This is a genomic window from Clostridium sp. chh4-2, from assembly GCF_002899675.1.
In the GTDB taxonomy this organism is placed as follows: Bacteria; Bacillota; Clostridia; order Lachnospirales; family Lachnospiraceae; genus CHH4-2.
This window is the reverse complement of record NZ_PKUU01000037.1, coordinates 26,223-45,866: the sequence shown is the minus strand read 5'-3', so window position 1 is coordinate 45,866 and position 19,644 is coordinate 26,223. Positions and strand designations below refer to the sequence as shown.

Below are 19,644 nucleotides of genomic sequence, written 5' to 3'. Positions count from 1 at the left end.
GGGGACCTCTGCCGCCAGGCCAGATTCCGGCGGCAGAGGTCCCCGGGACTGTGAATAGTAACTATTTACACTCTCAGCAAACTTTGATATCATTATATTGAAGTATGTTTTTCAAAAACGCCTATTGGCAAAGGGGTGATTATATGGCTAGAAAAACAGTTTTAGTGACCGGCGCATCCAGAGGCATCGGCAAAGCCATCGCAGTGAAATTTGCGAAAAAGGGATACGATCTCGTGATCAACTGCGTGCGCAATGAAGAACGTCTGCTTCAGACAAAAAAAGAAGTGGAATCCTACCAGGCTTCCTGCCTGGCTTTTCTCGGCGATATGGGAGATATGGCTCAGTGCGAGCTTTTATTTTCCAAGGCGAAGAAACAGTTTGGAACCATCGATGTACTTGTTAACAACGCGGGTATCTCCTACATCGGGCTTCTGCAGGACATGACATCAAGCGATTGGGACCGGGTGATCCACACCAATCTGACCTCGGTTTTCAACTGCAGCAAGCTGGCGATTCCGGGAATGGTGGCGCAGAAATACGGCAAGATCATCAACATATCCTCCGTATGGGGCAATGTGGGCGCTTCCTGTGAAGTAGCTTATTCCGCCACAAAAGGAGGAATCAATGCATTTACAAAAGCCCTGGCAAAGGAACTGGCTCCCAGCAATATTCAGGTGAATGCCGTTGCCTGCGGCGCGATCGATACGGAAATGAATCAGTTTCTGGAAGAAGACGAGCTGATCTCACTCATAGAAGAAATCCCTACCGGAAGATTAGGGCGTGCCGACGAAGTGGCCGATCTGGTCTACCATCTGGGTTATAAAGATTCCTACCTGACCGGCCAGGTTATCGGACTGGACGGCGGATGGATGTAAAAATTAGAAAATATAAAATATGGCGTATCCCGGCTGTATGTTCAGCCGGGATACGCCATATTTTTACGATTTGTTTAATATGAAGATGCTGCGATCATAGCAAAAATTGATCCATAGAATATAACTAAGAGTACAATACCCACAACCATCCAGATCAAAGATGCGCGGCAGAAGTTCTTACGGTTTTCATTACCGTTTCCGAACGCCCATACGAGTGTCATGATAAAACCAACACACGGAATCGCCATAATAAGGGTTGTGATAAACCACTGGCCCATTGTCATAACCTCTTTGTTCGGGTCATTATATGATGGTGCCTGCTGGTATACCGGTTGCTCTACGTAGTTGTTAACATCGCCTTCCATAATATTTCCTCCTGCTGTATATTTTCATGTGTCATTATATCATAGAGTTTCGTAAAAATACATAAAAATTTTATATTTTTTTAATATTAATAAAATATTTAATTTTTTGACAGTTTTATTACACTGATTTTACAAATCGCATGACATACAGCGCTTAATTCCTTCCGATGTTGTTAAAAATCCCAAGCCGAACGAGCGGATTTTTGCAATATTCATCCGTAAATTTCTATTTTTTTCTGCAAATGATTCCCGGTCCGCGGTTAAATCCGCCCCATTCACTCCCATCAGCTTCAAAATCAATTCAACTACCTGATAAGTGCTCAAATCATTTTCACTGCCGAAATTATAAACTCCCGCCGGTAAATGCAGAGCCGGTTCAAAATTTTCTACCACTTCCCAGACATTTGTTATGCTGCGGTAATCATAAACCGGGTACCTCAGCGTTTCTCCCAGCTTTAAAGACCGCTTCACATTGGCCATCAGATTGCCGTGTTCCACGTTCAAATCCGTATCCCTGTCATACATCCAGCTGAGCCTTAACGCCACCGTATCCGGATTCTGCTCCATACAGATCTGCTCCGCCTCCAGCTTCTGCCGCCCGTAGGCATGAGGAGGAAACAGGCTCTCCTCCTCACGGTGAGGAGAAGTCTCTTCGCTTCCCACATATACCTGATCGGAACTGCAGAAAACCAGCTTCGCCCCATATTCCCTGCATGCAGCCGCCACCAGGCCGCTTCCGGTTACGTTAACCAGATAGGAAGATTCCGGGTTATCCCCGCATTTTTTCGTATCGGAAACCGCACCGCAGTGAAATACTGCCTGGGGCTTTATCCTCTCAAAGGTCCGTTTAACCGCATCTTTATCCGTAAAATCCATCTGGCTGTGCGTTACTCCTGTCATATCATGACGTTCCCGGTAATATCGGATTATCCTCGAAGCCAGAAAACCATTCCCGCCAGTTACCAGTATTCTCATAAAAGCACATCCTTTTTAATCCAATGTATAATACCGTCACACAAACAGCTTTTCCACCAATTCATCGATCTCACGCTCCGTCGCGGCAATCCCCTCTTTATCTTCCGCCAAAAACAGTTCATGGGCCTTAGCCGAACAGCCGGACAATTGTACGTGAACCTCATTTTCCGGGTCAAATTCCGGAATCGCAATGTTGTTCAGGATATCCACGCCGCGCTGGGTATCGATGGTATATGCGTCTATAATGCTGATTATTCTGGGCGAATTGATAATTGCACAGATATAATGCGCCTCTCTCAGATCATCAGTTGCACAGGACAGCACCTTAGAATCCGTAACCATCACCTTTTCTCCCAAATACGGGTCATCCAGTGAACCGATCACACAGGCCGTCATGGATTTGCTCTGCTCCCTCCACACCACATGATAGTTTTGGAAGGTATAATCGCCAACATTGTCCAGCCTGTACCATGGAAACTGCGCCAAATCAAAGAATTTAGCGCTTCTGACACGGGTTTCAGTCAGCAGATCCTTAAAATAAAACAGCCAGTCATATGTTTTCGGATAGCTGACCTTCAGCGTTCCCTCATCCATGCCTCTGTAGATGCCCTCGCCTGAATTATTATGGGGAACCACCATATAGAGATGGGAATTCACTCCCCATTTGCTGATGTTGCGCCCGCCGATCATGGGATAGACCAGATCCTTTTCCACCATTCCGGGATGCACGCCCAGATCCTTGGCCTTTTGAAGCCTGGCACGTTCCACCAGATTCTCAATCAGCACACAATTTCCTCTGGCTTCCTTCACATCCACCAGATAGGTTCCTTTGGCACCGCAGGGTTCAATCCCTTTTCTGCCCTTATAGGCCGATTTGCCGCGGTATTTATCCGTTACCGTCAATTCCTTTTCTTCAAAGGTCAGCCACGGGCTTCTGTCATCCTCGGCGCTTATTGGTTTGGCGGACTGTTTCTCCATCCTGATCTTGCTCATAGCATCCGTAAATGTATCGTAATGATCCACAATTTCCTTAGGCTTAGCCGGAAGGCAGAGATAGTAATTGTGCATCGGATAGACCATCTTCTTGTTCTTCTTAAAGATCATCACAGACGCTTTATTGGTCGCAAACTTCCGGAAAGGTTTGATGGCGTCCATATCATAAACTTCTTCAATACAGAATGGAACCGACATTCCATCCCTGGTAATCACGAATTTCCGGAATCCCTCTCCGCCCTTAGGGGATTTGACAAATGTCTGCGGCAGCACAAATCCGATCTTTCCATTCTCTTTTACATAGTGATCCATGGAAACATAGACAACCGCCATGGCAAAATCGTCATGTGACGTGATCTTGTCATAAGCGCTCTTTTCAAATATATCATAGCTCATCCACACGTCCAGCGTCTGCTTTCTGTAGGTATCGGACATGGATTTCCAGCCGATCCAGGGCGGGTTTCCGATCACGATATCGAAACCGTCTTTGGCAAACAGCGGAGCAAAAGCATTTTTCAAAATAACGCCCCAGAACCCATTTTTACCGTTTTTATGCAGATCCAGAATCTTTTCATAAAACTTTTTAACCAGAGCCAGATCAATCCCGTCATAATCCAGCTGCTTTTCCCGGACCGTCAGATCGTAAAACTGATCATACGTATATTCCTTATAGATGCACTCATAAACCTTATTCAGCAGCAGATCACTCTGAGCCCTGTCCTTCATGACCGGAATCTCAAACGTGCCCACCACGGTTTTCACTTTAATGCAGTGATCGGCCTTATTCTGCTTGGCATACACGGTGGGAACCAGCACCGAATCACACATGTAAACGGGCAGGGAAATCGCCTTTTCATAAGTAGAGATGTCTCCCAATGACAGCAGATAATTGGTTTTTGCGGAGATCACGGCAATCGGATTGATATCATATCCTGCAATATTTTTCGTCGCCTCTTCAATAATCTGTTCATTGCTCAGTTCCGAACTGTTCTTTTGCCGGAACCTCTTAATCGCATGGGTGATAAATGATCCGCTTCCGCAGGTCGGGTCCAGAAGCGAAATCCCTCTCTGTCCCTCGTAATTCACCTTATTGAGCGTAAAATCCACCAGCCATCCGCAGGTATAATACTCTCCCATCAGATGACGCAGGTCCGTAGGGATCAGATTGGCATAAACGTCCCTCAGCACGTCCTCCACTACCTCGCTCTTAATAACCGAAGTGGTGGTTTCAAAATTATCCAGTTTGATCTCAATATCATTGATGAATTTCTCATCAAATGCTTCGTCAAACAGAAACCATTCAAAGAAATGCACCTCGAAGAAGTTATCGACTTCCACTCTGGAATAAGAATCCCCGGAAAACAGGGATATGATCTCCTTCATGCTCCCCATGGCCCTTGACTTTCTGGTCGGGTCGGTCAGGGATTCCAACAGCTTGAAAATCAAAAGCTTCAGCACAATATTATAATAAGTCTGGATGATAAACAACGTCTTCTGGGGATCAAGATTGGCCTTCATTCCATACATCTTAGCAAGGGACGCCCGGTACTGCGTAAAATCCGTCTCCTTCTTCCCATAGATATCTCCGAATATTCTAAGCCACTCCCGGTAAAGAGTGTTGATCCTGGTATTGGCCTTATATTCCCTTTCCAGCTCTCCATACAGGTATTGGATTGTCTCCCTGCATATCTCTGACCCAGGACCAAACTCCTTAATCAGGTTTTTGGAAGAAAGGCAGTAACGGTCCGTAGAACGCAGAAGCAGCACCATCTTCTTGAATGCCACTTCCAAATCATCTATAAATTCCACCACCAGCCTGAGAGGCAGCTTCTCTGAAAGCTGCTTTGGCAGTTTCTTGGTCTTTTTATCCGAAAAAATATCCTGCGGCGTCTCGTCGGGAACAAATCTGGCTATGATCATGGCCTCGCCGTCAAAACCAATCCCCACCTTATTCACAATCCGGCTGCAGAAAATGCTGTCATCTATAGCAGCGGCCGTATACTCATCCAATGTAAAATTGATGAGATAATGCTTCAGCCCCCGATCCTTGGCATCCCGGCCGTAAACAGCCTCATCCCGGCCCTTCTTGCTCTTAAACGTCCCTTTAATCTTATATTCAATGACAATATCGGAAAAAATACTGTCCGCACGCCCTCCATGTATGGAGGTGGTCTCATGGCTCTCTTCCAGCGAAGCGATCTCAAAATCCTGAATAAACTCTTTAATCAGCTCATTGGTGCCGATCCTGACTTCCTCTTCATTTGCAAATGTTTCCGCTTTCTTTTTATACTCATCAACATATACTGCTATGTTTTTCATCCATCATTTCCTTTCACGCTGTAAAAATACATACCCCTTATTATATCATCCAAATCCATATCTGTCAGTGTTTAAATTCCCGGCTTCCTGTATTTTGCAAAGATTTCCATCACCAAAGCCGCGGCGCCGAATACCGCCAGCGTGCATAGAAAAGGCAGTTTTGCATCCACCGAATAGATGAATCCGGCCGTCAGGGAACCCACCATTCCCCCTATATTTTTCGTAGCATTATAAAATCCCATCACCAGGTTCTGCTGCCCCTGTTCCGCCTGGTTCGCCACCAGATTCTGTATCAGAGGAACGCTGACAAAATTAGCCGCATACAAAAGAATGCTGAACCCGATCATCAGCGGAATCTTCACCGAAACAATGGCTCCCAAAGATCCCAGAGCGCATACAAGAATTACCAGAACCACAATCTGATTCACATGTTTCTTATTCATGATCCAGATACACAGCGTCATATTGGAGACAAAAGAAACCAGGCCCACAACCGCTTTAATCATTCCGTTGTAGGAAGAGGTCAGTCCCAGAACATCCTTCAGATAATAGTTAAACGCCTGGTCAAAGGATGTAAATCCGATGTTCATCAGAACATTCACCGCAAACAGCATCACAAACGCCGCACACATGAATTTGCGGCCGTCCAGAATCGCATTCAGCGGATTCGCCTCTTTTGCCAGCTGGGGCAGGGATATCTTTCTTAAATCCATATCCACATCCGGAACACAGATCAATAAAAACAGAATCCCGCAGCCCGATAAAACCGCGGCCTGGATCATAAACGTAACCATCACGGAAATCTCCCCTAAAAACCCGCCGATCATATACCCAAACGCGCTTGCCACGCTCTGTATCGTAGCGCAGATAGCCAGATGGCGCCCCCGGTCCTCATCGGACGACGTATTTACCACATAGGTTAAAAAGCTTGTAAATACCCCTCCCGTAAAAATACCTGCAAACAGCCTGGCAGCCAAAATCTGAGGTTCCGTAACGGAAACCGCAAAAAATACTTGTGCGGCCCCATAGCCGCAGCAGCAGACCAGCATGGAAACTTTAGAAGACACATACGTATTAATTTTCCCCCAAAACGGAGACAGCAAAAAATTGGTGAACAGCATAGCCGCCAGCGCCGCACCAAACATATAATCGTGAAGATTTAAATTTTTAATAAGAGTAGGGGTCACCGGATGAGCAAAATTGGCAGCCAGATTAAATAAGATAAGTATTAAAAAGAAACAGCGAAAACGGGTACGGTACTTCATACGAATACTTCCTTTACATTTTTTAACCGCCGGACTCCCTGAATGCCGGGACGCCTGTTTCCTCTCATTATATCCGATTGTTTCCCTTTAAACAAGGTTTTAATAAAAGGGCTTTTTACTTTATAAAAAAATTCCCTTATGGTATACGCAAAAAATGCAACTCCATTCTGCTGCATTTTACAAGTGAAAGTTTGAACTATAAAAACCCCGAAAATACGAAATTTTCGGGGTTTACTACTTTTTCTTTTTACCAATTCTGCCTGTCCGAATCTTGACAATTTCCAGCATTTTATCAGTTACGTGTTAATTGCTTACAGATTTTTATATATGCACAGACCATTTTCTTAGCATATATTATGCTATCTTTTCCTTTGCAATCGGTAGTTCATATAATGTATCCGGGTCAATATCCAAACACATAGTAGTATCCCGGTTTTTGCAGATATCCCATGCAAGAGTATCATTCATTACTGTACAGGTATCTATAAAAACATCGAGATCTTTTAATGGTCGGAATACTTCTTTTTCAACCATGACAGACATATCATAACAAACTATCTTTCCATCATCAAAATATACATATACTGAATAATCTTTCATTGGTATCACCTGTACTACTTTAGGAAACATATAACCACCTCCCATCACTATACTAAAGGATTTATTCTGTTTAATGGTTTGCCATCTTTGGATAGTTCCCAATTCTGCATCAATTCATCTTGATGTAAAACGCACCATGCTAAAATTAACTTTAATTGCTTTGACGGCAGGGCACCTTTTATTACTCTTACCCCATCTATTTCCACTATTGCTTTGTTTCCATTATACTCTGCATGAAAATGCGGTGGATTGTGATCATCATAATACATTGTCACCCTGATTCCATAAAATAACGATATTTCTGGCATTAAATATTCCTCCTCATTTCATTCTTTAATATATATTCTTAACAATACATATTGTTGACAATATAAGTATACCACAGTTATCTCTACAAAAAAACCCACAAACTTGATGTCTGTGGGTTTTCCATATAATAAATATATTCGGTTTCTTATCTCTTTGAGAACTGTGGTGCACGACGAGCAGCCTTTAAGCCGTATTTCTTTCTTTCTTTCATTCTTGGGTCTCTTGTTAAATAGCCGGCTTTTTTAAGGATCGGACGGAAATCTGTGTCTGCCTGTAATAAAGCTCTTGAGATACCATGTCTGATTGCACCAGCCTGTCCGGTGAATCCGCCACCGTGAACATTAACCAATACGTCGAATTTATCATTTGTCTCTGTAGCAACAAGCGGCTGACGAACTACAACCTTTAATGTTTCAAGACCAAGATATTCATCAATGTCTCTCTTATTGATTGTGATTTTGCCTGTACCTGGTACTAAATATACTCTAGCGATAGATTTTTTTCTTCTGCCTGTTCCGTAAAATTTTGAATTTGCCATGATTACTTCCTCCTTTCAGCACCTTTAATTAAAATTTGATTTCTAAAACTTCTGGTTTCTGAGCAGCCTGATCATGCTCTGGTCCTGCATAAACATGAAGTTTTGTGATCATACTTCTTCCTAAAGGTCCCTTTGGAAGCATACCCTTAACTGCTAATTCCATAACTTTTTCCGGCTTTTTAGCCATCATTTCACGTAAAGTAGTTTCTTTCATACCACCAACGTAATCTGAGTGATTGTAATAGATCTTCTGATCTAACTTCTTACCTGTAACTTTTACCTGATCTGCATTAACAACGATTACATAATCGCCGCAGTCCATGTGTGGTGTAAAGATCGGTTTATTCTTTCCTCTTAAAACCTTAGCTACTTCTGATGCCAAACGTCCTAATGTATATCCTGTAGCGTCAACTACGTACCATTTTCTTTCAATTGTTGCTGGACTAGCCATAAAACTCTTCATTGGTTAACCTCCTATAAAAATCAACTGTTATCTGCTAACTTTATATCTGAAAATGTCTTACACCGGGGCTTTGGCTATAGACACTTCAATCTAACGTCACAGTTTTATATTATATTACACTCTGCCCCGTGTGTCAACCCATTTCTGCCCTATTTTACGCACTTTTTCAGTTTTTTTGCTATGTTTTGCAGCCCCGGGCCACCGGCAGACCCGCCGCAAATTTCCGATATCTCATCCAGTTCCTCTGCCGTCAGCATGGATACCGGCTTCTGGCAGTCCTCAGGTTCCTCTATCGTATAAAAGCCGTAAACATCCCCTGCTTTCAGCCGGTCCTTCTCCAGATCCGCCACGTAGACTACTTCCGCCCCATTGCGGACCGCCTGATGGATATTCCTTCTTATAACTCCCGCAAAGTCTTCATCCACACATCTTTTTATCAGCAAAAATGCGGTCTTATCTTCCTTTATATGAGACTGCAGAGTGGCAAAACTCCAGAATTTATTCTCTCCACCCAGCCATTTGGGAAGCTCTGTCTCATATTCCAGGCTGACAAGAGTCAGGCCCTTTGCAGGCACTTTCGGCCCGGCCTTCTGGCGGTCCCTGGCATCGATAATGGTTTCCACATATTCCGGCGGATAAACGCCCATTCCCACCTTCATCAGGGTTCCCGCAATGATTCTTACCATATTATAGAGGAAACCGCTGCCGCTGATCCTTATGGTGATCATATCATCCCTCCGGTCCAGATCCAGGCTGTAGACCGTTCTCACCGTCTCCTCCGCCTGGGAGCGGACCGTGCAGAAACTTTTAAAATCATGCTCTCCGACGATGTACCCGGCCGCTTCCTTCATCTTCTCCACATCCAATGGAAAATAGCAGAAATGGGAATACAGACGGCTGACCGGCATATCGATCTTGCGGTTTAAAATCTTATATTCATAGGTTTTGGTACAGTTGCATTTTCTGGGGTGCCATTCTAACGGAACTTCTTCTGATTTCTGAATGCGGATGTCCTCAGGCAGACGCTGGTTCAGCGCAAAACAGATCTTATCCGCCGGCATCCGGTTCTCCGTATCGAATACGGCCACATTTCCCATGGCGTGCACACCGGAATCCGTCCTGCTGGCCCCGATTACGGTAATTTCTTCCCTTAAAAGCGCTGAGAGATGCTTATTCAGCACCTCCTCGATTGTTATTCCATTGGGCTGCAGCTGCCAGCCGCAGTAATTTGTCCCGTCATAGGACACAATAATTCTCACACGTTTCATAAAACCACCCTGCGCAGACCAATAAGCGCCGCCAGATATGCCGCATAGATCACATATGCAAAACGGTCGGCCCTGTTATAATGTAACGGCTTCATCTTCGTCCGCCCTTCGCCGCCCCGGTAGCACCTGGCTTCCATAGCCATAGCCAGATCGGTGGCACGGCGGAAAGCGGAGATAAACAGCGGCACCAGAAGCGGCACCATGTTCTTCGCCTTTTGTATCAGATTGCCGCTCTCGAAATCAGCTCCCCTCGCCATCTGGGCTTTCATAATCTTGTCCGTCTCCTCGATCAGAATCGGTATAAAACGAAGAGCGATGGACATCATCATGGATACCTCGTGCACCGGAACTTTAATCTTATTTAAAAATCCCAGACTCTTTTCCAGCCCGTCCGTCAGCTCATTAGGCGTCGTAGTCAGCGTCATCACCGAAGACCCGACTACCAAAAAGATCAGTCTCAGCCCCATAAATGCGGCGGTTCTGATCCCTTCCCAGGATATCTTAAAAATCCAGAACGAGACGATGGGTTCCCCGGGAGTCAAAAACAGGTTAAAGCTGACGCTGATGAGCAAAAGGAAGATCACCGCCTTTAATCCCCGCACCATAAACTTGAACGGCACGTTTGACAGTTTAATTGCAGATGCCATAAAGATAGCCGCTGCAGCGTAAGTGAATATATTATTTGCCAGAAAAAGGGATATGATAAATACCATCGTCCCAAACAGTTTGGTTCTGGGGTCCAGCCTGTGCAGCATCGAATCCACCGGATAGTATTGCCCTAATGTAATGTCTCTGATCATTGCTTTCTCCTACTTCCCAAGCAGACGAAGAATCGCCGCTTTTGCTTCTTCCACCGTAGTGATATCATTATCAATGGGCACCCCGTGGTCTTTCAGTTCATGTACAATATAAGTGATCTGAGGAGCCGCCAAACCTATGGCCTCCAGCTCTTTATAATGTTCAAAAACTTCCTTAGGGGTTCCGTCATAAACCTTCTCACCCTGATTCATCACCATGAGCCGGTCCGCATATCTGGCGATGTCCTCCATGCTGTGAGAAACCAGAATAATGGTCATTCCCTTTTTGTCATGGAGTTCCAGAATCTGATCCAGAATCTCATCCCGGCCCTTAGGGTCCAGCCCGGCCGTCGGTTCATCCAGGATCAGAACCTCAGGCTTCATGGCCATCACTCCCGCAATTGCCACACGCCGCTTCTGCCCTCCCGACAATTCAAATGGAGACTGCTTCCACAGGCTTTCATCCAGATTCACAAGCGTCAGCGCTTCCTTGGCCCGTTCCTCAATCTCTTCCTTGGGAAGTCCCAGATTCTTAGGCCCGTAGCACACATCAGAAAACACATCAACCTCAAACAGCTGATGCTCCGGGTACTGGAATACCAGCCCAACCTTGCTTCTGAGCAGTTTTAAGCTGTATCCCTCCTGATAAATATCCTGGCCGTTATAATAGATATGGCCGGAAGTGGGCTTTATCAGCCCGTTCAAATGCTGGATCAGGGTAGATTTTCCCGATCCCGTATGCCCTATAATTCCTACAAACTGGCCGTCGGGTATCTCAAAATTCACATCCTTCAGCGCATACTGTTCAAATGCCGTACCCTGGCCGTATATATAATTCAGATTTTCAACCTTTATTGCCATCGTTCTTCACTCCATCTTCCAGATGTACCTGATCCGGATACTTCTCTTTTATTATGGGAAGAAGGTACTTCATAAGTTCCCTGCGGCTTAAAATACCGTCGGGCAGATCGATTCCAGCCTCTTTCAGCTCATATGCCAATTCCGTCACCTGAGGAACGTCCAGGCGGTATGACTTTAACTCCCTGACACGTGAAAAGATTTCCTTAGGCGTTCCATCCATCACAATGCGGCCTTCATCCATCACGATCACCCGGTCCGCATGGATAACTTCTTCCATATAATGAGTGATCAGAAGAACTGTGATCTTCTCTCTCCTGTTCAGTTCCCGGACCGTTCGTATCACTTCTTTTCTGCCGTTGGGGTCCAGCATGGCTGTAGGCTCGTCTAAGACAATGCACTTAGGTTTCATGGCCATCACCCCTGCGATGGCAACGCGCTGTTTCTGTCCTCCCGACAGCTTGTTGGGTGATTTCAAACGGTATGCGGTCATGCCAACCGCTTCCAAGCTTTCATCCACCCGTTTCCAGATCTCTTCCGTGGGCACCCCGATATTTTCCGGGCCGAATCCCACATCTTCCTCCACGATATTTCCGATAATCTGATTGTCCGGGTTCTGGAATACCATTCCAGCCGTTTTTCTCACATCCCAGATGGAATTTTCGTCTGAGGTGTCCATGCCGGATACCCAGACCGTGCCATCGGTGGGAAGCAGAATGCCGTTGATCTGCTTGGCAAGGGTGGACTTTCCCGATCCATTGTGACCAAGAATCGCCACAAATGTGCCTTCTTCAATCTCCAGGTTCAGCTTGTCTATGGCCCGGTTAACTTCTTCTATATTTTCTTCTTCGTCCCTTCGGACATAATCGAATATCAATTTACTGGCTTTTATGATTCCCATTTTCATTCTCTTTTCTTAACATGAAGTTGCTCACCATTATGTTTCTCAATTTTAGTTGATATTAACACAACAGTCAAGCAAAAGAGAACGACTTTCGCCGTTCTCTCCTTAATTTTCCACTTATTCATTCAATTTTTCTTATGAAGGCATCCACAAGCCCGATACGTCCAACTGACATCCATCCACAGTCACATCTGAGGCCATGGTGCCGTCTTCCTGCATATAATACCATTTTCCGGGTTCAGGCTGAACCCAGCCCACGGACATGGCTCCGTCCTTCTGGAAATAATACCAATAACCGCCGATCTCCCTCCAGCCTTTTGTCATTCTGCCGTCTTCGGAAAGGAAATAGCGGCTGCCGCCGTCTTCCAGCCAGCCTGTTTTCGAATAGCCGTTTCCGTCAAAGTAATACCAGGAACCTGATATCAGCTTCCAGCCGTCAGACGCCAAAGAGCCGTCTTCCATCTGGTATTTATTGCCGTCTGCATAATTGCGCCATCTTCCGGACGTATCGCCGCGGTCCGACATATCCACTGTTTTTGAAGAAACCCATGGCCCGTCTTCTACATAGCTCTGTTCCGAATTCTTAGCCACAGCGCGGACTTCAAAATAATACTGGTATCCGTCCTGCATATAATCTTTAAAATCCGCCCGGTTTGTATTCACCGTAAGTTTTACAACCGAAACTTCATTCTCATACAGCCTTACCTGATACTGCTTCGCCTTTTTTACGGAAGTCCACGCCGCCGTGGTATCATCTTCCCACCACGTATTCTCAGCGCCTTCCAGCTGCACCGGCTCCGCCGAAAAAGCAGGAGCCGAAGCTAAAATTACCATCAACGCACTCAGTACAACCCCCCGAAGCAAATTTTGTACTCTCTGTCTCACGCGTTTAATCTCCTTATTTTATCTTATCCAAACGCCGTTGGCGTCCACATAAAAGGTATCGATTGTGGTGTTCACTGCTTTGCTGCCGTCGCCGGGATAGAAGTAATACCACTGTCCTGCGATCTCATACCAGCCTTCCACCATCACGCCATCGTTGTTCATATAATAAGTCTTGCCATTCTGCGTTACCCAGCTGTTTTTCACCATAGCGCCTTCAAAATCGCCCTGGTTCTGGTTAAAATAATACCACTTATTGCCGTCTTTAAACCATCCGGTAAACATATCGCCATTGCTGTTTAAGAAATAAGTCTGGTTGTTGCGGTTCTGCCATCCGGTCAGCATGCGGCCGCTGCTGTCAAACAGATACCACTTGTCATTGACCTTTAACCAGGAATTTTTCTGATAGGAACCGTCCGGATACCTGTAATACCAGGTTCCGCTCTGCTGAATCCAGCCAACCTGTGAAGTTCCGGCATTGGTAACTCCCTGGCCTCTTCCGTCCGAAACGTGTTCTTTGTTGATATACATGTCATCGGACTCTGTCCATTCGCTTTTCTTAGCGTATTTCTTATCACTCTCTGAACTGGGCACCGCCCTCACTTTAAAGGAATAAGTTCCTTCCTTCGTCATATACGGATAAAAATCATAAGAGGTTGCTTTAATTGATTCCAGCTTTGTAACAATGCTGCTGCCACGGTACAGATAGACGTCAAATGTATTGGAGCTCACGTCTCCGGCTTTCCATCTGGCCTTTCCATAACCGGAGTCTCTCCAGTAAGCGTCTTCCGGCGGATCATATGTGCCTTCAATGGCTGAGATCTTTAAGGTTACAACCAGATCCTCTCCGCTCTTCTTCGCGCTGACATAACTGCCGTTTTTAATGGAAATGTTGCTGGATGAATAGCTTCCCTTAAAATAATGATCATCGGAATCTGTCGGCCTGATATAAACCTTCATCTTAGGCTGTTCTCCCACATCTAAATCCCTGTTGGATGATGTGACCCATTCCGCATCCCGGATATAATATTTTGAATTGGATGTGCTCACCACGATATCACCGCTGTCGGCCGAACCGCCTCCACCGCCCGATCTGTCTTCTACCGTAATATCAGGCAGCCGGTCTCCCGGCTCAATATTATTGTCCACACGAATCGACACGGAGGTTATCGCAGAGCTTGCAAGTGCGCTAAAAGGCAATGCAGCCGCCAATAACGCCGCCGTAATAGTAATGCTGATAATCTTCTTTAATCCCTTCATGGTATCCCTCCCCCTGCTAACCATATATATAATACATACAGTTTCTCTCTTTCTACTATCATTATAGTCTCAGGATATGGTAAGCGTCAACTTACGATATTCTTTCAACTTTCTAACCGAATGGCAAACAGTGGTAAACAGTTGTCAGAAGCCCATAAAACGCCCTACAGCCCGTCCGGACCGCCATGCGCTGTATCTTGTACCGTAAATGCAAAAAGGAGCAGAGAATTGCTTCTCCGCCCCTAAAATCTTATACTAATTCAAGTAAAACTTCCATTGCTCCGTCGCCTTTACGCTGACCGATCTTAACGATTCTGGTATAACCACCGTTACGGGAAACGTATTTAGGTGCAACTTCATCAAACAGTTTTGCTGGGATATCAACAGCTTTTGTGTTTTTCTTTCTTCCGGCAGCTGCTGTAGGAACTTCTGTTACATCGTAAAGAACCTTTAACATCTGTCTTCTTGCATGAAGTCTGGAAGGATTGTCTTTTTTGATTTCTTTTTCTACTTCATCGTAAACGGTAACTTTCTTACCATTAACAACTTCTTTCACTCTCTTGCCGTCTTTGTCTTTGCGAGCTACTTTAGCGGTAACTTTAACGGTTTCGAAGTTATCTTTCTCTTTAACAGCTAATGCAATCAGGCCTTCTGCTACTTTGCGGATTTCTTTTGCTCTTGCTTCAGTTGTAACGATCTTTCCATGATATAACAGAGCGGTTACCTGACTTCTGATTAATGCTTTTCTCTGGCTTGAAGTTTTTCCAAGCTTTCTATATCCTGCCATTGTTTCTTTCCTCCATTTGTGGAACAGCCAGCCACGCTTCTTCGGTCTTACTGACTGGTTGCTGTAGATCCATAAATTAGTTACTCATCACTTGGGTTTAACTGCAGACCAAGTTCTTTCAACTTAGCCAATACTTCTTCTAAAGACTTACGGCCAAGATTTCTTACCTTCATCATATCCTCTGAAGTTCTGTTGCACAGTTCTTCAACCGTATTGATTCCGGCTCTCTTTAAACAGTTATATGAACGAACTGAAAGTTCCAGCTCATCAATATTCATTTCCAATACTTTTTCTTTTTCATTGTCTTCTTTCTCTACCATGATTTCTGCAGTCTTGGCATTCTCAGAAAGGTCAATGAATAAATTCAAGTGTTCGCTCAGAACTTTCGCAGCCAGACTGACTGCTTCGTCAGGAGCTAAAGTACCATTGGTATAAACATCGAGTGTCAGTTTATCGAAATCGGTAACCTGACCAACACGAGTGTTCTGAACTGTCATGTTGACGCGTTCAACAGGAGTATAGATAGAATCAACTGCGATCACTCCGATCGGGAGATCTTCGCTCTTGTTCTTGTCTGCGCTCACATATCCACGGCCTTTTGTGATGGTAAGTTCCATATAGAACTTGCTGTCAGCGCCGCCGCTTAACGTAGCGATCACCTGATCCGGGTTTAACACCTCAATATCAGGATCTGCCTGGATATCGGCACCTGTGATAACGCCTTCCCCTTCGAATTCGATATAAGCAACTTTCGCTTCGTTGGTATCGCTGGTATTTTTTATAGATAAGCTCTTGATGTTCATGATGATCTCAGTTACATCTTCCTTAACGCCCGGAATCGAACTGAATTCATGTAAAACGCCGTCGATTTTCACTTGACTGACAGCAGCACCCGGTAAAGAAGAAAGCATAATTCTCCTTAATGAATTACCTAAAGTAGTGCCGTAACCTCTTTCAAGTGGTTCAACAACAAACTTACCATATTTCTTATCTTCTGAAATCTCAACGATCTCAATGTTTGGTTTTTCAAAATCGAACACTAATAGCCCCTCCTTTTGGGTATTGTACCGCAGGGAAAATCCCTGCGGTCCATTGCAAGAAGCTTCGCTTCCTGAGCATATATGCCGGACTATCGTCAGGGATTATTTAGAGTACAACTCGACGATAAGCATTTCGTTAACTGGAACATCAATCTCATCTCTAGTTGGTAATTCTTTTACAGTACCGCGCATGTTTTCCTGATCTACATCGATCCATGCTGGTACCAGGCGTCCTGCTGTTACTTCTAAAATATCTTTATATCTCTGAGAAGATTTGCACTTTTCTTTGATTTCGATTACATCGCCAGCTTTTACTAAGTAAGATGGGATGTTTACGCACTTGCCGTTAACAAGAACGTGCTTGTGGTCTACAATCTGTCTGGTTTCTCTTCTTGTTCTGCCGAATCCCATACGGAAAACAACATTGTCAAGTCTTCTTTCCAGAAGGATCATCAGGTTCTGACCTACCATACCATCCATCTTGGATGCTTTTGCATAGTAGTTTCTAAAAGGTTTTTCTAACACACCATAGATGAATTTAGCTTTCTGTTTTTCTCTTAACTGAAGGCCGTACTCGCTCATCTTTCTGTTAGCTCTTTTTAATTCTCTGTTTGATTTTTTATCTATTCCTAAATAAATTGGATCTAAGCCAAGAGATCTACATCTTTTAAGAACAGGAACTCTATCAACTGCCACTGTTTAGTACCTCCTATTAAACTCTTCTACGTTTTGGTGGACGACATCCGTTATGTGGAACCGGAGTTACATCCTTAATACTAGTTACTTCTAAGCCGCATGCGGAAAGTGCACGGATCGCTGCTTCACGGCCTGAACCAGGTCCTTTAACCATAACGTCTACAGATTTTAAACCATGTACTAACGCTGCCTTGGTAGCAGTTTCAGCAGCCATCTGAGCTGCATATGGAGTAGATTTCCTTGAACCTCTAAATCCCAGACCACCAGCACTTGCCCATGATAATGCGTTACCCTGTGCATCTGTTAATGTAACAATTGTATTGTTAAAAGATGACTGGATATGTGCTTGTCCGCGTTCAACGTTTTTCTTTACACGCTTTTTTGTCACTTTTTTAGTAGTGGACATTTTTTTAGCCATTTTAAACTAACCTACTTTCTTCAAATCTTGAATCATACAGTTTCCTGTTTTTAAAACATGCAACGTGATTCTTAATTGTTTATTAGTGTCTTATTTCTTCTTATTCGCTACAGTCTTACGAGGACCTTTGCGGGTTCTTGCATTTGTCTTAGTCTTCTGACCACGGACTGGAAGGCTTTTTCTATGACGAATTCCACGATAGCATCCAATTTCCTGAAGTCTCTTGATGTTCATAGCGATTTCTCTACGTAAATCACCTTCCACCATCTGAGAGTCAGCAATGATTGATGCGATCTTCTTTACTTCGTCATCTGTTAAGTCCTTAACACGAGTGTCAGGATTAACGCCAGCTTCTGCAAGAATACGGTTTGAACTTGTTCTACCAATTCCGTAGATGTAAGTTAAGCCGATTTCAACACGTTTTTCTCTTGGTAAATCAACACCTGAAATACGAGCCATGTGTGTAGTACACCTCCTAAATTTTTTTCTGTTTCTTAACCTTGTCTCTGTTTGTGCTTAGGATTTTCACAGATTACTCTGATACTGCCTTTACGCTTGATGATTTTGCACTTTTCGCAAATCGGTTTTACTGATGATCTAACCTTCACAGTGATTCTCCTTTCCTAATATATACCTAAAATAATTAGATATATAGGTACAACCGGGCAAGATGCTTTTGGGCAAACTCCACCCAGTATTTCAACAAAGTCGCTAGAGCATTATAACACTATTTTCCTTATAATGCAAGTATTTTTTATACTTTGTTTTATTTATCTCTCCAGATGATTCTTCCTTTTGAAAGGTCATATGGGGACAGTTCAATTGTTACTTTATCGCCTGGTAATATCTTAATATAGTTCATACGAAGTTTACCACTGATATGTGCTAAAACCTGGTGTCCGTTTTCCAATTCTACCTGAAACATTGCATTCGGTAATTTTTCAACTACGACTCCTTCAATCTCTATAACATCTGCTTTTGACATATTGTTTTCCTCCTCTTGTAACATTTGATGAAATATTTGATTTCTTCATTTGTCACATGTTCTCCATCTATCAGCTTCTTATTTAAGGTTTCATCTTTTTCATGAATGGGCTGCAGGTGCTTTTTTTTCTTGCACTTGGGTTTTTCCAGGGTCCGGTATTTTCCGTCCACTAGATAAACATATTCTTTGCTCTCCTGTATTATGATAAAAAGTTCGTCTTTATCATGACCTGCCAGGGATCTTACCAGACTGCCTATCTCATAAGCCATCATCTTTTCACTCCTGTTTGTCGGATTCGAGCATGGATAAAATCTCGGGACCATCCTCAGTTATGAGGACTGTATTTTCATAATGAGCTGATAACGAACCGTCATCTGTCACAACTGTCCAATCATCATCCAGCCATGCCACATCATAACCGCCTGAGTTAATCATGGGTTCAATGGCCAGGGTCATACCAGCTTGAAGTTTTATGCCTTTTCGTCTCTGGGCAAAATTAGGAACTTCCGGGTCCTCATGAAGATGCTCTCCTATCCCATGACCTACCAGATCTCTGACTACGCCGTAGCCAAAACGTTCCGCGTAAGCCTGGATTGCGGAAGAAATATCATTTAAATGATTGCCAACTTTTGCATATTTAATCCCTTCAAAGAAACTTTGTCTCGTAACTTCGATTAATTTCTTTGCTTCCGGGCTGATTTCACCGACTCCATGGGTTCTTGCCGCGTCGGAATGGTAACCTTTATAGATTACACCTGCATCCAGACTGACAATATCCCCTTCCTGAATGATATGCTTCTTATTAGGAATACCATGGACCACTTCGTCGTTGACCGAAACGCAGATCGACGCCGGATAACCATTGTAATTCTTAAAGGAAGGAATACATCCGTAGCTTCGGATAATCTCTTCGCCCAGCCTGTCGACATCCATGGTGGACATCCCCGGTTTAAGGGCTTTGCGCAGTTCTTCATGAGTGATGGCAAGAATACGTCCTGCTTCCCTCATCAGTTCAATTTCTCTTGCAGATTTAATAGATACTGACAT

24 protein-coding genes are annotated in these 19,644 nt (G+C 44.2%); 1 reads left to right on the top strand and 23 read right to left on the bottom strand.

The genetic code is table 11. The annotated features are described in order from the left end of the window. Positions 1 to 143 precede the first annotated feature (143 nt). The gene (locus C0033_RS25610) at positions 144 to 875 is read left to right on the top strand and encodes an SDR family oxidoreductase (RefSeq protein ID WP_103230694.1); all 732 of its coding nucleotides are present in this window, start codon (positions 144 to 146) and stop codon (positions 873 to 875) included. Positions 876 to 949: 74 nt separating this feature from the next. Here the strand turns inward: C0033_RS25610 and C0033_RS25605 are convergent, their stop codons facing one another. The 23 genes from C0033_RS25605 to map all read right to left on the bottom strand — a co-directional run bounded on the left by C0033_RS25605 (position 950) and on the right by map (position 19,644). After that, complete coding sequence (locus tag C0033_RS25605) at positions 950 to 1,240, bottom strand: hypothetical protein (protein WP_242984596.1); 291 nt, start codon at positions 1,238 to 1,240, stop codon at positions 950 to 952. A gap of 129 nt (positions 1,241 to 1,369) precedes the next feature. Then, positions 1,370 to 2,215 carry a sugar nucleotide-binding protein gene (locus C0033_RS25600; protein WP_103230693.1) on the bottom strand — a complete coding sequence of 282 codons (846 nt, stop codon included), beginning with the start codon at positions 2,213 to 2,215 and terminating at the stop codon, positions 1,370 to 1,372. A 36-nt stretch (positions 2,216 to 2,251) separates the two neighbouring features. After that, positions 2,252 to 5,527: an N-6 DNA methylase gene (locus C0033_RS25595; protein ID WP_103230692.1), complete on the bottom strand. Its 3,276-nt coding sequence runs from the start codon at positions 5,525 to 5,527 to the stop codon at positions 2,252 to 2,254. Between the two features lie 71 nt (positions 5,528 to 5,598). After that, entirely contained in the window at positions 5,599 to 6,792 is a 1,194-nt protein-coding gene (locus C0033_RS25590) for an MFS transporter (protein ID WP_103230691.1), read from the bottom strand. 354 nt (positions 6,793 to 7,146) lie between these two features. Next, the gene (locus C0033_RS25580; protein WP_103230689.1) at positions 7,147 to 7,422 is read right to left on the bottom strand and encodes a DUF2442 domain-containing protein; all 276 of its coding nucleotides are present in this window, start codon (positions 7,420 to 7,422) and stop codon (positions 7,147 to 7,149) included. A 17-nt stretch (positions 7,423 to 7,439) separates the two neighbouring features. Next, entirely contained in the window at positions 7,440 to 7,700 is a 261-nt protein-coding gene (locus C0033_RS25575; RefSeq protein WP_103230688.1) for a DUF4160 domain-containing protein, read from the bottom strand. Between the two features lie 146 nt (positions 7,701 to 7,846). Beyond that, a complete protein-coding gene (gene rpsI / locus C0033_RS25570) occupies positions 7,847 to 8,239 on the bottom strand; it encodes a 30S ribosomal protein S9 (RefSeq protein ID WP_103230687.1) in 393 nt (130 codons plus the stop codon). 28 nt (positions 8,240 to 8,267) lie between these two features. Continuing rightward, a complete protein-coding gene (gene rplM / locus C0033_RS25565; protein WP_103230686.1) occupies positions 8,268 to 8,702 on the bottom strand; it encodes a 50S ribosomal protein L13 in 435 nt (144 codons plus the stop codon). Positions 8,703 to 8,851: 149 nt separating this feature from the next. After that, complete coding sequence (gene truA, locus C0033_RS25560) at positions 8,852 to 9,970, bottom strand: tRNA pseudouridine(38-40) synthase TruA (protein WP_103230685.1); 1,119 nt, start codon at positions 9,968 to 9,970, stop codon at positions 8,852 to 8,854. Then, positions 9,967 to 10,770, bottom strand: a complete 804-nt coding sequence (locus tag C0033_RS25555; RefSeq protein WP_103230684.1) for an energy-coupling factor transporter transmembrane component T — start codon at positions 10,768 to 10,770, stop codon at positions 9,967 to 9,969. The genes truA and C0033_RS25555 overlap by 4 nt, the downstream gene beginning before the upstream one ends. A 9-nt stretch (positions 10,771 to 10,779) precedes the next feature. Continuing rightward, entirely contained in the window at positions 10,780 to 11,628 is an 849-nt protein-coding gene (locus tag C0033_RS25550; protein WP_103230683.1) for an energy-coupling factor transporter ATPase, read from the bottom strand. Then, positions 11,612 to 12,526 (bottom strand): energy-coupling factor transporter ATPase, encoded by a 915-nt coding sequence (locus C0033_RS25545; RefSeq protein ID WP_103230682.1) that lies wholly within the window; start codon positions 12,524 to 12,526, stop codon positions 11,612 to 11,614. Before C0033_RS25545 ends, C0033_RS25550 begins: the two co-directional genes overlap by 17 nt. Before the next feature lie 138 nt (positions 12,527 to 12,664). Then, positions 12,665 to 13,414 (bottom strand): N-acetylmuramoyl-L-alanine amidase family protein, encoded by a 750-nt coding sequence (locus C0033_RS25540; protein ID WP_103230681.1) that lies wholly within the window; start codon positions 13,412 to 13,414, stop codon positions 12,665 to 12,667. Positions 13,415 to 13,432: 18 nt separating this feature from the next. After that, complete coding sequence (locus C0033_RS25535) at positions 13,433 to 14,671, bottom strand: N-acetylmuramoyl-L-alanine amidase family protein (protein ID WP_103230680.1); 1,239 nt, start codon at positions 14,669 to 14,671, stop codon at positions 13,433 to 13,435. A 250-nt stretch (positions 14,672 to 14,921) separates the two neighbouring features. Further along, entirely contained in the window at positions 14,922 to 15,458 is a 537-nt protein-coding gene (locus C0033_RS25530; RefSeq protein ID WP_103230679.1) for a L17 family ribosomal protein, read from the bottom strand. Between the two features lie 80 nt (positions 15,459 to 15,538). Next, entirely contained in the window at positions 15,539 to 16,498 is a 960-nt protein-coding gene (locus C0033_RS25525) for a DNA-directed RNA polymerase subunit alpha (RefSeq protein ID WP_103230678.1), read from the bottom strand. A 102-nt stretch (positions 16,499 to 16,600) separates the two neighbouring features. Continuing rightward, the gene (rpsD, locus tag C0033_RS25520; RefSeq protein WP_103230677.1) at positions 16,601 to 17,194 is read right to left on the bottom strand and encodes a 30S ribosomal protein S4; all 594 of its coding nucleotides are present in this window, start codon (positions 17,192 to 17,194) and stop codon (positions 16,601 to 16,603) included. Between the two features lie 16 nt (positions 17,195 to 17,210). After that, positions 17,211 to 17,612: a 30S ribosomal protein S11 gene (gene rpsK / locus C0033_RS25515; RefSeq protein WP_034859933.1), complete on the bottom strand. Its 402-nt coding sequence runs from the start codon at positions 17,610 to 17,612 to the stop codon at positions 17,211 to 17,213. 90 nt (positions 17,613 to 17,702) lie between these two features. Further along, complete coding sequence (gene rpsM / locus C0033_RS25510; RefSeq protein ID WP_103230676.1) at positions 17,703 to 18,071, bottom strand: 30S ribosomal protein S13; 369 nt, start codon at positions 18,069 to 18,071, stop codon at positions 17,703 to 17,705. A 35-nt stretch (positions 18,072 to 18,106) separates the two neighbouring features. Further along, positions 18,107 to 18,220 (bottom strand): 50S ribosomal protein L36, encoded by a 114-nt coding sequence (gene rpmJ, locus C0033_RS25505; RefSeq protein ID WP_003497809.1) that lies wholly within the window; start codon positions 18,218 to 18,220, stop codon positions 18,107 to 18,109. A 158-nt stretch (positions 18,221 to 18,378) separates the two neighbouring features. Next, on the bottom strand, positions 18,379 to 18,597 hold the full coding sequence (gene infA / locus C0033_RS25500; protein ID WP_006782218.1) for a translation initiation factor IF-1: 219 nt from the start codon (positions 18,595 to 18,597) through the stop codon (positions 18,379 to 18,381). After that, on the bottom strand, positions 18,576 to 18,866 hold the full coding sequence (locus tag C0033_RS25495) for a KOW domain-containing RNA-binding protein (protein ID WP_347501225.1): 291 nt from the start codon (positions 18,864 to 18,866) through the stop codon (positions 18,576 to 18,578). The genes infA and C0033_RS25495 overlap by 22 nt, the downstream gene beginning before the upstream one ends. A 7-nt stretch (positions 18,867 to 18,873) precedes the next feature. Further along, complete coding sequence (gene map, locus C0033_RS25490; protein ID WP_103230674.1) at positions 18,874 to 19,644, bottom strand: type I methionyl aminopeptidase; 771 nt, start codon at positions 19,642 to 19,644, stop codon at positions 18,874 to 18,876.

What these genes read in the sequence shown, in the direction of transcription:
- truA (WP_103230685.1), bottom strand. Translation starts at nt 9,970, where the DNA reads ATGAAACGTGTGAGAATTATTGTGTCCTATGACGGGACAAATTACTGC.
- infA (WP_006782218.1), bottom strand. Translation starts at nt 18,597, where the DNA reads ATGTCAAAAGCAGATGTTATAGAGATTGAAGGAGTCGTAGTTGAAAAA.
- C0033_RS25575 (WP_103230688.1), bottom strand. Translation starts at nt 7,700, where the DNA reads ATGCCAGAAATATCGTTATTTTATGGAATCAGGGTGACAATGTATTAT.
- C0033_RS25555 (WP_103230684.1), bottom strand. Translation starts at nt 10,770, where the DNA reads ATGATCAGAGACATTACATTAGGGCAATACTATCCGGTGGATTCGATG.
- C0033_RS25580 (WP_103230689.1), bottom strand. Translation starts at nt 7,422, where the DNA reads ATGTTTCCTAAAGTAGTACAGGTGATACCAATGAAAGATTATTCAGTA.
- C0033_RS25595 (WP_103230692.1), bottom strand. Translation starts at nt 5,527, where the DNA reads ATGAAAAACATAGCAGTATATGTTGATGAGTATAAAAAGAAAGCGGAA.
- C0033_RS25605 (WP_242984596.1), bottom strand. Translation starts at nt 1,240, where the DNA reads ATGGAAGGCGATGTTAACAACTACGTAGAGCAACCGGTATACCAGCAG.
- rpsK (WP_034859933.1), bottom strand. Translation starts at nt 17,612, where the DNA reads ATGGCTAAAAAAATGTCCACTACTAAAAAAGTGACAAAAAAGCGTGTA.
- C0033_RS25495 (WP_347501225.1), bottom strand. Translation starts at nt 18,866, where the DNA reads ATGGCTTATGAGATAGGCAGTCTGGTAAGATCCCTGGCAGGTCATGAT.
- C0033_RS25530 (WP_103230679.1), bottom strand. Translation starts at nt 15,458, where the DNA reads ATGGCAGGATATAGAAAGCTTGGAAAAACTTCAAGCCAGAGAAAAGCA.
- rpsI (WP_103230687.1), bottom strand. Translation starts at nt 8,239, where the DNA reads ATGGCAAATTCAAAATTTTACGGAACAGGCAGAAGAAAAAAATCTATC.
- C0033_RS25535 (WP_103230680.1), bottom strand. Translation starts at nt 14,671, where the DNA reads ATGAAGGGATTAAAGAAGATTATCAGCATTACTATTACGGCGGCGTTA.
- C0033_RS25600 (WP_103230693.1), bottom strand. Translation starts at nt 2,215, where the DNA reads ATGAGAATACTGGTAACTGGCGGGAATGGTTTTCTGGCTTCGAGGATA.
- rplM (WP_103230686.1), bottom strand. Translation starts at nt 8,702, where the DNA reads ATGAAGAGTTTTATGGCTAGTCCAGCAACAATTGAAAGAAAATGGTAC.
- C0033_RS25590 (WP_103230691.1), bottom strand. Translation starts at nt 6,792, where the DNA reads ATGAAGTACCGTACCCGTTTTCGCTGTTTCTTTTTAATACTTATCTTA.
- C0033_RS25545 (WP_103230682.1), bottom strand. Translation starts at nt 12,526, where the DNA reads ATGGGAATCATAAAAGCCAGTAAATTGATATTCGATTATGTCCGAAGG.
- C0033_RS25550 (WP_103230683.1), bottom strand. Translation starts at nt 11,628, where the DNA reads ATGGCAATAAAGGTTGAAAATCTGAATTATATATACGGCCAGGGTACG.
- C0033_RS25610 (WP_103230694.1), top strand. Translation starts at nt 144, where the DNA reads ATGGCTAGAAAAACAGTTTTAGTGACCGGCGCATCCAGAGGCATCGGC.
- rpsM (WP_103230676.1), bottom strand. Translation starts at nt 18,071, where the DNA reads ATGGCTCGTATTTCAGGTGTTGATTTACCAAGAGAAAAACGTGTTGAA.
- map (WP_103230674.1), bottom strand. Translation starts at nt 19,644, where the DNA reads ATGTCAGTATCTATTAAATCTGCAAGAGAAATTGAACTGATGAGGGAA.